Annotated in this window: 13 protein-coding genes; 8 read left to right on the top strand and 5 right to left on the bottom strand. The window is 70.9% G+C overall.

The genetic code is table 11. The features are described 5' to 3' along the window. The first annotated feature begins 10 nt into the window (after positions 1–10). The 7 genes from HNR16_RS08150 (at position 11) to HNR16_RS08120 (ending at position 6,777) form a co-directional block, all read left to right on the top strand. Positions 11–547, top strand: coding sequence for a hypothetical protein (locus tag HNR16_RS08150; RefSeq protein ID WP_158039544.1), 537 nt, complete (start codon positions 11–13; stop codon positions 545–547). After that, positions 547–1,098, top strand: coding sequence for a TerD family protein (locus tag HNR16_RS08145; RefSeq protein WP_158039545.1), 552 nt, complete (start codon positions 547–549; stop codon positions 1,096–1,098). Before HNR16_RS08150 ends, HNR16_RS08145 begins: the two co-directional genes overlap by 1 nt. Before the next feature lie 367 nt (positions 1,099–1,465). Beyond that, a complete protein-coding gene (locus HNR16_RS08140) occupies positions 1,466–2,092 on the top strand; it encodes a hypothetical protein (protein ID WP_158039546.1) in 627 nt (208 codons plus the stop codon). Next, entirely contained in the window at positions 2,089–3,288 is a 1,200-nt protein-coding gene (locus tag HNR16_RS08135; RefSeq protein ID WP_218868408.1) for an HpcH/HpaI aldolase/citrate lyase family protein, read from the top strand. The genes HNR16_RS08140 and HNR16_RS08135 overlap by 4 nt, the downstream gene beginning before the upstream one ends. Then, positions 3,285–4,814 (top strand): phosphoribosyltransferase domain-containing protein, encoded by a 1,530-nt coding sequence (locus HNR16_RS08130; protein ID WP_179558163.1) that lies wholly within the window; start codon positions 3,285–3,287, stop codon positions 4,812–4,814. Before HNR16_RS08135 ends, HNR16_RS08130 begins: the two co-directional genes overlap by 4 nt. Beyond that, positions 4,814–5,962 carry a cysteine protease StiP family protein gene (locus HNR16_RS08125; RefSeq protein WP_218868407.1) on the top strand — a complete coding sequence of 383 codons (1,149 nt, stop codon included), beginning with the start codon at positions 4,814–4,816 and terminating at the stop codon, positions 5,960–5,962. Before HNR16_RS08130 ends, HNR16_RS08125 begins: the two co-directional genes overlap by 1 nt. Next, positions 5,962–6,777 carry an HAD family hydrolase gene (locus tag HNR16_RS08120; RefSeq protein ID WP_179558162.1) on the top strand — a complete coding sequence of 272 codons (816 nt, stop codon included), beginning with the start codon at positions 5,962–5,964 and terminating at the stop codon, positions 6,775–6,777. The genes HNR16_RS08125 and HNR16_RS08120 overlap by 1 nt, the downstream gene beginning before the upstream one ends. Positions 6,778–6,789: 12 nt before the next feature. On the opposite strand, the gene HNR16_RS08115 is transcribed toward HNR16_RS08120, so the two are convergent. From HNR16_RS08115 to HNR16_RS08095, 5 genes are all read right to left on the bottom strand, one after another. Continuing rightward, a complete protein-coding gene (locus HNR16_RS08115) occupies positions 6,790–7,002 on the bottom strand; it encodes a hypothetical protein (protein ID WP_158039549.1) in 213 nt (70 codons plus the stop codon). Continuing rightward, complete coding sequence (locus tag HNR16_RS08110) at positions 7,002–7,892, bottom strand: carbohydrate ABC transporter permease (protein ID WP_158039550.1); 891 nt, start codon at positions 7,890–7,892, stop codon at positions 7,002–7,004. Before HNR16_RS08110 ends, HNR16_RS08115 begins: the two co-directional genes overlap by 1 nt. Continuing rightward, entirely contained in the window at positions 7,889–8,908 is a 1,020-nt protein-coding gene (locus HNR16_RS08105) for a carbohydrate ABC transporter permease (RefSeq protein WP_158039551.1), read from the bottom strand. Before HNR16_RS08105 ends, HNR16_RS08110 begins: the two co-directional genes overlap by 4 nt. Positions 8,909–8,981: 73 nt before the next feature. After that, on the bottom strand, positions 8,982–10,232 hold the full coding sequence (locus tag HNR16_RS08100) for an ABC transporter substrate-binding protein (RefSeq protein WP_218868406.1): 1,251 nt from the start codon (positions 10,230–10,232) through the stop codon (positions 8,982–8,984). A 67-nt stretch (positions 10,233–10,299) separates the two neighbouring features. Further along, positions 10,300–11,361, bottom strand: a complete 1,062-nt coding sequence (locus HNR16_RS08095; protein ID WP_158039552.1) for an ABC transporter ATP-binding protein — start codon at positions 11,359–11,361, stop codon at positions 10,300–10,302. Positions 11,362–12,657: 1,296 nt separating this feature from the next. On the opposite strand from HNR16_RS08095, the gene HNR16_RS08090 reads away from it, so the two are divergent. Next, complete coding sequence (locus tag HNR16_RS08090; RefSeq protein ID WP_179558161.1) at positions 12,658–12,828, top strand: hypothetical protein; 171 nt, start codon at positions 12,658–12,660, stop codon at positions 12,826–12,828. The last annotated feature ends 228 nt before the right edge of the window (positions 12,829–13,056 follow it).

Raw genomic sequence — 13,056 nt, 5'->3', positions numbered from 1 at the left:
GGGGTGCACGATGGCGTTCGAACGATTCATGAGCGCGTTCGGGCGACGGCGCGACCAGGGGGCCCCGGCCGCGCCCCCGGACGCGATCGACACGCCGCCGCCGGGCCCCTCCGAGACGGAACTCGAGGACGCCCGCACCGCGCGGGCCCTCGACGGTCTCCGTGACGAGGTCCGGGCCGCGGGGCGGGACCTGCCGACGCCGATCTCGTCGCGTCTGCGTCAGATCGACGACCGCCTGCGCGAGATCGTCGCGGCGATCGCCGACCAGGGGGCGTCGACCGAGCAGCGCGTGCTGCTCGCGGCGATGATCGGCGACTACGTGCCGACGCCCATGCGCGCCTACCTGGCGCTCGACGATGCGGACCGGGCCGAGGACGCCGCCGCCACGACGGCCTTCGGCGAGCAGCTCGGGATCCTGGAGGCGACGGTGCGCGACATGCTCGGACAGGTGCGCTCCGGCGCGATCGCGGAACTGTCCACGTACGGCCGGTTCCTCGCGGACAAGTTCCAGGGCCCCGACGACGCGCTCGTGCTCGGGGGACGCTGATGGCATCCCTCGTTCCTGGCGCGAACGCCGCGATCACGGCAGAGAACCCCGGCATCGACGAAGTGCTGTTCGGGTTCGGCTGGGACGTGGTCCCGAGCCGCGGACCCCAGGCGGAGCTCGTCCCGCTCGCGATCGTGTGCGGGCACGACGGCCGGGCGCTGTCGAGCGACCACCTCGTCTTCTTCAACCAGCTCATGAGCGCGGACGGCTCGGTCACGTTCGCCGACGCCCGTGACGAGGAGGAGATCGACATCGACCTCCGGGTCGTCCCCGACGAGGTCGATCGGTTCGTCTTCGTCGTGTACGTCGACCCCGACGTCCGCGGCCCGGGCGACTTCTCCTCGGTCCGCTCCGCCTTCGTGCGGGTCTGCGCCCGCGACGGGCGCGAGCTCGTGCGCTTCGACGTCCCGCTCGGCGATGTCGCGTCGAGCCAGGCGGTGCTTTTCGGCGAGCTGTACCGGCACCGCGACGAGTGGCGGTTCCGCGCGCTCGGCCAGGGCTACGGGTCCGGCCTGCAGGGGCTCGCAGACGACTTCGGAATCGAACTCTGACGTGGGCCCGGACGCCGGTCGAACACGCACCGATCTGCCCTATCTCCGTCGACGCATCAAGCCGAGTGCCCGGGTGGCCGACGCTCCGGCGCGGCTCGACCTGACGCGCCTACCGGGGTCGACGGCGCCCGTCGCACCCGTCGGGCCGCCGGCCCAGGACGCCGCGCGAGCGACGACGCCCGTCCAGCACGTCACGCCGCCACCGACCACGGCGGCGCCGCGGACACCGCCGGTCGTGCCGACGGTCCCACCGCCGGTTCCGGCACAGCCCGCGCGGTCGACCCCCGCGCAACCCGCCCCGGCACCGGGCTCGTCCGGGACGGGACTCGATCTCGGGCCGCGTCGGGGCGCCGTTCCGCCGGGCGCCGTGGGCGCTTCGCACGCGAACGCCGCGGGCGGCAGGTCCGCCCCGTCGCCGGCGTCGACATCCGGCGCGGCCGGGGCACCGGCGCGTCCGCGCAGCGCACCCGCCGACGTCCTCCCGCCGTTCCCCGCACCGACGATCGGCGAGGTGCTCGTCCTGGGTGACGAGGAGCCGATGGTGCGCCTCGACGCCCGGCGCTCGGCGATCGGCACCCTCCTCGTGCACGGTGCGGTGGTCGCCGTGTGGGAGGCGACGACGCTCGAGACGGGGTGGTGCACGGCGTCCGGCGAGCGAGCCGGGCGCACGGTGCACACACCGGGCAATCGTGAACTCGTCGCACTCGCCGACGACGGCGCCCTCATCGCGCTCCGGCACCTGTCCATGCTGCGCCGGGCGGTGTTCGTCGGGGACACCGAGCCGCTCGAGGTCGATCTGTTCGACGGCTCACACACCGTCGTGTCGACCGGCGACGAGTCGACCATGAACGTGCTCTCCATCACACGGGTCGGCTCGCTGCTCGAGCTGCGCGCCGAACCGCTCACCCGCCCGATCACGCTCGACGAGGTCGTCCGCCGGTTCGGCTTCGTCGTGACCGGCGGGCCGACGCGACGCGAACGACGGAACGGATGAACGTGCGCCACTTCGGTTTCCTCGAGCCCGAACACCGTGATCGGCTCTTCCACCGACCGCCCGCGGAGCTCCGCCTGGACTCCGCGCCCGAGCTCCTCGCGACCGCGCTCGGCGGGACGCTCTACTGCCCGGGGAATCGCCCCTCGCTCGCGAAGGACGTGCTCAAGCAGGCGGCGCGTGGCTGCGTCAGCATGGTGCTCTGCCTCGAGGACTCCATCGCCGACGATGAGGTGCCCGCCGCCGAGGCGAATGTCGCTGCGGCCCTGCGTGAGCTGCACGATGATCGCGATCGCGAGGGGCATGCGCCGCTCCCGCTGTTGTTCGTGCGCGTCCGCACACCCGAGCAGCTCGTCGCGCTCGCGGATCGCCTCGGCGACGCCCTCGACCTGCTCTCGGGCTTCGTCGTCCCGAAGTTCGAGAACCACGGCGGCAGGGCCGAGCGGTTCTTCGCCGCCCTCGAATCGGTGCAGCGAACGCACGGGCGCACGGGCGCCGACGGCGGGCAGCGGCTGCGCATCATGGCGATCCTCGAATCACCCGTCATGATCCACCTCGAGACGCGCGAGCAGACGCTCGCATCGATCCTCGACGTGACGCGGGCGCACCGCGACGACGTGCTCGCGTTGCGCATCGGCGCGACCGACCTGTCGAGCGCGTTCGGACTGCGACGCTCGAAGGATTTCACGGTCTACGACGTCAAGGTCGTCTCGGCCGTCATCGCCGACATCGTCAACGTGCTCGGCAGGCCCGGCGACGATCTCGTCATCTCCGGCCCCGTGTGGGAGCACTTCGCGAAGGCGGAGCGCATCCTGAAGCCGCAATTGCGGACGACGCCGTTCGTCACGGCACGGGAGCGACGGCTGCGTGAGCGCCTCGTGCTCAAGGGCCTCGACGGACTCATCCGCGAGATCACGCTCGATCGTGCCAACGGTCTGCTCGGCAAGACGGTCATCCACCCGAGTCACGTGTCCGTCGTGCACGCCCTCTCGGTCGTGACCCACGAGGAGTACCTCGATGCGAGCGCGATCGTGGACGGCGACGCGGGCGGCGCACACGCCTCGCCGTACGGCAACAAGATGAACGAGCACGGACCCCACCGCGCATGGGCGCGGAAGACGCTGCTGCGCGCCGAGGCCTTCGGGGTCGCGGCCGAGGAGACGACCGTCGTCGACCTCCTGGAAGCGAGCATGCGATGAACGCGTGGACGGGTGGCCACGTGCGCGACGAGACGGGCATCGTGCTGCACGGCGACCCCGTCCGCAGCGCGGTACCGGTCGAGCGACTCGTCGGCCTCGCGCTGCGCCGCAATCCCCGCCGCGTCCACCTGCTCGTGTCGACCGTGCTCGCGAAGCACGTGCCGACACCGCCCGCGCTCGCGCTCGCGGCCGGGCACGTGCTCGGCGGGTACGTGGCCGCGCGCCTCGACGACGCCGCGCCCGATCCACGCCCGGCCGAGCTCCTCGCGGCCGCGCTCGACCCGGACGAGCGCACGACGGGAGCCGACGAGGGGCGCTTCGATGCGTTGCGTGCGGCGACCGCGGCGACGCCGCGCGATCGCCCCGACGTGCGCGTCATCGGGTACGCCGAGACCGCGACGGGGCTCGGCCACCTCGTCGCCGAGGCCCTCGGCGCGCGGTACCTCCACAGCACGCGCCACGTCCCGGCGCCGGGCGCACCCGCGATCGGCTTCGAGGAGGAGCACTCGCACGCGACGAGCCACGTGCTCTCACCCGTCGACGACGACTGGCTCGTCGCCGACGGCACGGTCGTCCTCGTCGACGACGAGATCAGCACGGGCACCACGGTCATCAACACCGTGCGCGAGATGCACGCCGTGCGCCCCCAGCGGCACTGGGTCGTCGCCTCGCTCATCGACCTGCGCTCGGCCGCCGATCGCGCACGCGTCGACGCCCTCGCCGCGGAGCTGGGGACGCGCATCGACGTCGTCGCGCTCGGGGTCGGCACGGTGCACCTGCCCGACGACGTGCGGGAGCGGGCAGAGCGACTCATCGGCGCGCCCTCGCAGCCCTCCGGCGCCGAGGACGCCGTCGCCGTCGTCGGCGCCGAGGCTGTCCTCGGTGACGCGGGAGTGGCAGGTGGTGTGAGCGATGGGGGGGAGACGGACGACGCGGGGGCGACGAGTGACGTCGTCGACGTCGAGGTCGACGTGCGCCCGATCCGCAGCGCACGGTTCGGCGTCGAGGGCACCGTCGAGCCTGCGGTCGTGCGGCGGATCGCGGACGCGATCGACCCCGTCGCCGGCGACGGCAGCGTCCTCGTCCTCGGCTCCGAGGAGTTCATCGCACTACCCGTCCACGTCGCGGACGCGCTGCGTGCACCCGGCCGCGCGGTGCGCTTCTCGACGACGACGCGCTCGCCGATCGCGCCCGTCGACCGCGACGACTACGCGATCGCGGGCGCGATCCGGTTCCGCAGCCACGACGAGACCGTCGACGGTCCGGGGGAGCGGTTCGCGTACAACCTGACCCGCGGCGGACGACGATTCGACACGATCGTGTTCATGCCCGAGCCCGGACTCCCCGCCGGAGCGCTCGACGCGGCGGAAGGCGTCGTCGCCGCACTCCGTCGCGTCACCGCCCGCGTCGTCGTCGTGCACACGCCCGCCTGGCACCCACCGGTCGTCGACGAACGGGGCCCGCGCGACCGCCCCCTCGGAGCGAGCGGCCACCCCGACACGAGCATCCCGGAACGGACGAGATGATGACCGCCCCCACCGAAACCTTCCCCGAGCCGCTCGTCGGCCCCGACTTCGGCTCCTACGCGCCCGAGGACGTCCGCTGGCTCCTCACCGATCTGCGGGACGCCCGCCTCGAGGCACCCTCCGCCGAGCGGGAGCGCGAGATCCAGAGCGGCCGTGCGAACTACGCCGAGTCGCTGCCCATCGAGTACGTGCCCTCACCCGAGTACGAGGCGCTCTACCGGGAGGCCCTCGCCGCGAGTGCGCGGCGCATCGCCGTCGCCGTCGGGGTCGTCACCGATCTCGTGCTCGCCGAGCGCGAGGGGGCACCCGTGCTCGTGTCGCTCGCACGCGCGGGGACGCCCATCGGGATCCTCATGAAGCGCTGGGCCGAACGCATGCGCGGCACGCGGGTCGACCACTACACGATGAGCATCGTCCGTGGTGTCGGGGTCGACGAACTCGCGCTGCGGGCGCTCGCCGCGCGCCACGATCCTGCGCGTGTCGCGTTCGTCGACGGCTGGACGGGGAAGGGCGCGATCGCCCGTGAGCTCGCGAGCGCCCTCGACCGCTTCGAGGCGACGAGCGGCATCGGGTTCCTCCGCGATCTCGCGGTGCTCGCCGACCCCGGACACTGCGTGCGGATCTTCGGGACGCGGGAGGACTACCTCGTCCCCTCGGCGTGCCTCAACTCGACCGTGTCCGGCCTCGTGTCGCGCACGGTCTACAACCGCGACCTCATCGGGCCCGATGACTACCACGGCGCGAAGTTCTACGCGGAGCTGCGCGAACACGATGTGTCGGGCGCGTTCCTCGACGCGGTCTGCGCGTTCTTCCCCGAGGTCGACGAGGACGTCGCTCGCGGCGTCGAGGACGTGCGGGCCGGGGATCGCGAGCCGACGTGGACGGGCTGGGCGGCGGTCGAACGCATCAGCGACGAGTACGGCATCGGTGACGTGAACCTCGTGAAGCCCGGCGTGGGCGAGACGACGCGCGTCCTGCTCCGTCGCATACCGTGGCGCGTCCTCGTCCGCCCGGACGCGATGACGGACGTGGCGCACGTGCTCCTGCTCGCCGAACAGCGGGGCGTGCCCGTCGAGGTCGTGGAGGGGCTGCCGTACAGTTCCGTCGGCCTCATCCGGCCCCTCGACCGGACGGACGGTACGGACTGATGGGCGCGATCGTCGCGTCGGACCTCGACCGCACGCTCGTCTACTCGGCGCGGGCCCTCGCGCTCGACACACCCGATGAGCTCGCTCCCGCGCTCGTCGTCTCGGAGGTGTACCAGGGCGCGCCGCTGTCGTTCATGACCCGCGAGGCCGAGCGGCTCCTCGACGGGATCCGGACGCGAGCCGAGTTCGTACCCGTCACGACCCGGACGCCCGCGCAGTACGCCCGCATCGCGTTCCCCGCGCCACGGCCGCGCTACGCGATCGTCAGCAACGGGGGCACGATCCTCGTCGACGGCCGCCCCGACGAGGATCGGGCGGCCAGGCTCCGCGCCGATGTCGCGGCGAGCTCGGCCCCGCTCGACGAGATCGACGCCGTCCTCCGCGACCCGGCGAACGCGGGGTGGGTGCTGCGCGTGCACGAGGCGGACGGACTGTTCCTCTACGCGATCGTGGACCGCGAGGCCGTGCCGACCGATTGGCTCGTCGAGCTGGGGGAGCGCTGCCACGCCCTCGGGTGGACCATCTCGTTGCAGGGCCGCAAGCTCTACTGCGTGCCCGAGCCCGTCACGAAGGGACGCGCGGTCGACGAGCTGCGTGAGCGGCTCGGGGCGTCGCTCGTGTTCGCCGCGGGCGACTCGCTGCTCGACCGCTCGCTCATCGAAGCGGCCGAAATCGCGTACCGGCCCGCGCACGGCGAGCTCGAGGACGCGGGCTACGGGGCATCGAACCTCACGGTCACCGACACCCGCGGCGTGCTGGCCGGCGAGGAGATCCTGCGACGCATCTCGGAGGCGCTCACGTCGTCGGGCGCCTGAGGGCCGCGCGTCTCACTCGTCGGAGCGTCGCAGCACGACCCATCGGCGCAGGAGCGTGCCGAACGTCACGGCGAGGACGACCGCGAGCACGAGCGGGAGCACGGGATCGGCGCGGACGACGAACGCGGTGACGAGCTGCAACAGGGCCATGCCGGCGAAGAATCCGCTCAGCCCGAGCCACATCTCGAGCCGCGCCGTGCGCACCCGCCGGTTGCGCGCGACCATCAGCTCTTCACCCCGCCCGCCGTGAGGCCCGCGACGATGGGCCGCTGGAAGATGAGCACGACGACGACGAGCGGGATCGTGACGAGCGTCCCCGCCGCCATGATCGTCGCGTACGGCTGGATGTAGGGGTTGTCGCCCGCGAAGCGGGCGATCGCGACCGTCACGGGCTCGGTCCGACGGTTCGAGAGCTGGCTCGCGAGCAGGTACTCGTTCCAGGACGCGATGAACGCGAGGATCGCGGTCGTGAACACCGCGGGCAGGGCGAGCGGCAGGATGACCTTCCGGAACGCCTGGCCCCGCGTCGCACCGTCCATGCGGGCGGCCTCCTCGAGCTCCCACGGCATGTCGTTGAGGAACGACGTGAGCGTGTAGATCGTGAGGGGCAGGGCGAAGGAGATGTTCGGCACGATGAGCGCCTGGTACGTGCCGATCCAGCCCACCTCAGGGGCACTGAACAGTTGGAACAGCGGCGTCACGAGCGCGACACCCGGGAACATGGACGCACCGAGGACGATGCCCGTCACGACGTTCTTGCCCCGGAACTCGAGGCGCGCGAGGGCGTAGGCGACGCTGATCCCGAGCAGCACCGCGACGAGGGTCGTGCAGAGGCTGATGAGGAGGCTGTTGCGGATGGCGGCGAGGAAGTCGTTCCCCGCGCTCGTGGAGAGTGCAGCCGTGAAGTTGTCGAGCGTCACGAACGTCGGCCACGGGGTCGTGTCGAACGTGTGCGCCGTCTCGCGGAACGCGACGACGACCATCCAGTAGAACGGCAGCAGACAGAACAGCACGATGACGACGGCGCCGAGGCGCGTGCCCCAACCGTTCTCCGACCGGTACCGTCGCGGCGGGTGCACCGTCGCGCGCTCGTTCCGTGCCGAGGTCGCGGTCATGACGTCTTCTCCTTCGTCGCCGGACGTGCACCGGCCCGTGTCTGATCGACCGCGTTCGCGCCGAGGAACTTCACCATCACGAACGCGACGAGGAAGATGACGAGGAACACGAGCGTCGAGAGCGCCGAGGCGCTGTTGAAGTTGCCCTGCCGCATATCGGCCGTGACGAGGATCGACATCGTCGTCGTGGGCGAACCGCCCGACGCGCCCTGCATGATCGCGGGCAGGTCGTACATGCGCAGCGCGTCGAGGACGCGGAAGAGGATCGCGACCATGAGCGCCGGTCGCACGAGGGGCAGCGTGATGCGCGTGAACTGCTGCCAGCGCGACGCACCGTCCATGCGGGCGGCCTCGTAGACGTCCTTCGGGATCATCTGCAGGCCCGCGAGGATGAGGAGCGCGACGAACGGTGTCGTCTTCCACACATCGGCCACGATCACCGCGAAGCGTGACTCCCAGACGCCGGTCATCCACGGGATCTGCTGCCCGAGGACGCTGTTCACGATGCCGTTGTCGGCGAACATGAAGTACCAGAGCTTCGCGGTCACGGCGGTGGGGATCGCCCACGGCACGAGCACGCTCGCCCTGATGACGGACCGGCCCCAGAGGTTCTTGCCCATGATCGTCGCGAACCAGAATCCGAGGGCGACCTCGAGCGTCACGGTCACGATCGTGAAGAAGAACGTGACACCGATGGCGGACCAGAACTCCGAGCCGAGCGTGCCCGGTGGACAACTTCCCGCGCCGCCACCGCAGTCCTGCATCAGCCAGTGGACGAAGTTCGAGCCGCCCGCGAAGCCGCCCTCCTCGAAGAATCCCGTCGCCGGGTCGAGCTGTTCGTCCGCCTGGAACGCGAGGCGCACCGCCTGCACGATCGGGTACCCGATGACGATCGCGAGGATGAGCAGGGTCGGGGCGATGAGCGCCCACGCCCATCGACCGTCGTCGCGGCGCCGCCGGTCGGGCGTGCCGGTCGTCAGGACGACGGCCTCGGTCTCGCTCGGCGCCTGCGTCATGTCGAATCACCTCGCTGTGTTCGGATCGGGGTTCGGATCGGGTCGGGCGGACGCGTGGCGTCCGCGATGGTGATCAGCTCGCGGCCGCGGTCATGGCCGCCTGCATGTCGGCGAGCGCCTGGTCGACGGGTCTCGCTCCCGTGATCGCGGCGTACGCGTTGTCCTGGATGGCCTTCGAGACACCCGAGTAGAACGGTGTGACCGGGCGCGGCTGGGCGTGCTCGAGCGCATCCTTCAGCACGGGCAGGTAGGGGTACTGCGCGACGAGTTCGGGGTCGTCGTAGACGGATGCGAGGACGGGTGGGAAGGACTGGTCGGCGAACGCACGCTGGTTGTCCTCGTTCTGGACGAACGCGACGAAGTCGCGTGCCGTGGCCGGGTACTCCGAGTACGCGTTGATCGCGTTGTTGTACCCGCCGAGCGTCGACGCGCCGACCCCGTCGGGGCCGACGATCGGGGCGACCGCGAAGTCGTCGCCGACGGTCGACGTGGGTTCGGTCTTCGCCGTGTCGAACATGTACGGCCAGTTGTACGCGTACATCGTCTCGCCCGCGAGGAACGCGAGGTTCGTCTCCTCCTCCGTGAAACCGCTCGAGCGTCCGGCGATGTCGCCGTCGGCGTACGCGTCGGTGACGGCCTGGATCGCGGCGGTCGCCTGCGGCGTCGTGACGGTGGGGGTCAATCCGTCGGGGCCGACCGCCGAACCGCCCCACGAGTTGATCGCCTGTGTCGCCTGGACGGTGATGCCCTCGTAGCTCTTCAACTGCAGGTCGAGGCAATCCACGTCGGCCGCGCGGGCGGTGGGGCAGCTCGCGAGCAGGTCCTGCCAGGTGGCGGGCGCCGTGGGGACGAGATCGGTGCGGTAGAACAGCAATTGCGCGTTCGTGTTCATGGGCGCCGCGTACAGGGTCTCGCGGTAGGTGGCGCTGTCGACGGTCGCGGGCAGGAGCCCCGAGGTGTCGATCGCGAGGTCGCCCTCGAGGGGCAGGATCCACCGGTGCGCCGCGAACTCGCCCGTCCAGACGACGTCGAGCGCCATGACGTCGTAGTCGCCCGAGCGCGCCTGCAGGGACTGCACGAGCGTGTCGCGCGCGGGATCGGCGTCCTTCGGGAGCTCGAACATCGTGACGGTCTCGTCGGGGTGGGCCGCGTTCCACGCCTCGATGACGGGCGCGAGCTTGCCCGCGTCGTTCGACCCCATCGCCATCGTGATCGGGCCGCGTGCCGTCGTGTCGACGTCGCTCGCCGAACGTCCGGCGCAGCCCGTGAGCGCGACCGCGGCCACGAGTGCGAGGACGGCGATGCGCTTCGTGCTCCTCATCATCGCCCCCTCCCGAGCGGGTTCGCGGTTCGTGGCGTGCGGGGCCCGGCGGCGTGCGGTCGTCGCATCGTCAGTCCAACCGCTCGCCGGTCGCGGTGTCGAACAGGTGCACGCGCGCCGGGTCCATCGTGACGTGGAGCGTGTCACCGATCCGGATCCCGCTCGTGCGTTCGAGACGGAGCACGAGCTGCGGCTCGCCGGCGAGGTCGGATCGTCCGTAGACGTAGAGGTCGCTGCCGAGGTCCTCGACCATCGTGACCGAGAGCGTGATCCCGCCCGACTCGACGAGGTCGAGGTGCTCCGGGCGGAACCCCACGGTGATCTCGGCGGGGGCGCCGGGCGGGATCGGCACGGCGACGTCGCCGAGGGGGATCCGGCCGTCGGCGTCGCGCACGAGCGGGACGAGGTTCATCGCGGGCGAGCCGACGAATCCTGCGACGAACACGTTCGCCGGCCGGTTGTAGAGCTCCTCGGGCGAAGCGACCTGCTGGAGCGTGCCCGCGTCGAGGACCGCGACCCGGTCACCCATCGTGAGCGCCTCGACCTGGTCGTGGGTGACGTAGAGCGTCGTCGTGCCGAGGCGCTTCTGGAGCCGGGCGATCTCGCCGCGCGTCTGGACCCGGAGCTTCGCGTCGAGGTTCGAGAGCGGCTCGTCCATGCAGAACACCTTCGGCTCGCGGACGATGGCGCGCCCCATCGCGACGCGCTGGCGTTGGCCGCCGGAGAGGGCCTTCGGCTTGCGGTCGAGGTATGGCGTGAGGTCGAGCATCGCCGCTGCGCGCTCGACGCGTTCGCGGATCTCGTGCTTGGGCGCCTTCGCGAGCGACAGCGCGAAGCCCATGTTGTCGGCGACGGACATGTGCGGATAGAGCGCGTAGTTCTGGAAGACCATCGCGATGTCGCGATCCTTCGGGTCCGTGTCCGTCACGTCGACGTCGTCGATGAGGATGTACCCGCTCGTGACCTGTTCGAGCCCCGCGAGCATGCGGAGCGTGGTCGACTTGCCGCAGCCCGACGGGCCGACGAGCACGAGGAACTCGCCGTCGGCGAGCTCGAGGTCGAGATCGTTCACGCTCGGCCGGGTCGCGCCCGGATACCTGAGCGTCGCATGATCGAAGGTCACCGTTGCCATGACGTCTTCGCCCTTCCCCGGCGGGGTGCGCCGGACGATGCGTGGAACGTGGAGCTGACTCGTGCGCACCGTACTCCGACGAACCGGAAGTTGCATCACCGGATACCCAGGCGGCATCGCGAGGGAGCCGACAGCGGGCGGGGGACGTGCGTGGCGTGTCGTGCCCCGTTCGCCGTCCACCGTTCCCCGCTCCTCACTCGTCGTTACCCGTTCCCCGCTCGCCGCTCGCCGCTCGCCGTTCCCCGTTCGTCGTTCCCCGCTCACTCCCTCGGTTCGGGACTGGCCGTCTGGGGCTGACCGTCTCCGAAGAAAGCCGGGTTGTTGCTACCGGGCCGCGGGCCCGGTAGCAACAACCCGGCTTTCTTTCACGACTTGACGATGCCATTGCGGTTCCCGCTCAGCAGCAATTGGATTCGCTCACTGCCCGAGTGCTCTGTGTCGGTGAGCGATAGAAGTGGTCGTCGGGACTGACAGTGTGAGTGTTTGGATCTTCGTGAGATCGATGCTGCCGCCGCCTTGGGCACCCCGCGTGTTCGACGGCCGACGGCGGCGTGCCCAGTGGCGATCCGCCCGAGTTGCGGCAGCCGGAGAAAGCGACCGTTCCAGCCCACGGCGGGTCGGAGTGTCCGGGGGTGGTGATGGGGTGTGGGTATGAACGATCGCGAGTCCAATGGCACCATCGACCCGGCCCCGGATACCGCCCCGCATCCGGTGGGTGCCGGTGATGCGCGCCGTCGTGCAGGAGTTCGTCGTCGGGCCTATCAGCGTTCGAGTGTTCTCCCGTCCCGGATTCCGATCTCATCCCAGTTGCCGCTCCCGGGCCAGTTGCCGCTCCTGGGCAGGATGGGATTGTCCGAGGGTGGTGATGGGGTGTGGGCATGAACGATCGCGAGTCCAACGGCGCCACCGACCCGGCCCCGGATACCGCCCCGCATCCGGTGGGCGCCGGTGATGCGCGCCGTCGTGCAGGAGTTCGTCGTCGGGCCTTTCAGCGTTCGAGGGTTTTCCCGTCCCGGATTCCGATCCCATCCCAGTTACCGCCCCTGGGACGGGTCGGATTGTCCGAGGGCGGTGATGGGGTGTGGGTATGAACGATCACGAGCTCGACGGCGCCACCGACCCGGTCCCGGATGCTGCCCCGCATCTGATGGGCGCCGGTGATGCGCGCCGTCGTGCAGGAGTTCGTCGTCGGGCCTTTCAGCGTTCGAGTGTTCTCCCGTCCCGGATTCCGATCCCATCCCAGTTACCGCCCCTGGGACGGGTCGGATTGTCCGAGGGCGGTGATGGGGTGTGGGTATGAACGATCACGAGCTCGACGGCGCCACCGACCCGGTCCCGGATGCTGCCCCGCATCTGATGGGCGCCGGGGATGCGCGCCATCGCGCAGGAGTTCGTCGTCGGGCCTTTCAGCGTTCGAGGGTTTTCCCGAACACCGTTCACGATTTCGTTCCGGTGTCCGTTCCGTGACCGGGTCGGATTGTCCGAGGGTGGTGATGGGGTGTGGGTATGAACGATCACGAGCCCGACGGCACCACCGCCGCACCGGCCCCGGACGCGACCGCGCGTCTGACGGCCGGCTGTGACGCGCGCTGTCGCGGGCTCTCGCGGTCGTGCCTGCCCGGTTCGACGGTGTCGCTGTTCCCGTTGTCGTTTCCGGCTCCGTTCCTGGGCCGGGTCGGATTGTCCGAGGGTGGT

It is taken from the genome of Pseudoclavibacter chungangensis (assembly GCF_013410545.1).
Classification (GTDB): domain Bacteria; phylum Actinomycetota; class Actinomycetes; order Actinomycetales; family Microbacteriaceae; genus Pseudoclavibacter; species Pseudoclavibacter chungangensis.
The sequence above is the reverse complement of the archived record's forward strand: the minus strand, read 5'-3'. Positions and strand labels throughout refer to the sequence as shown.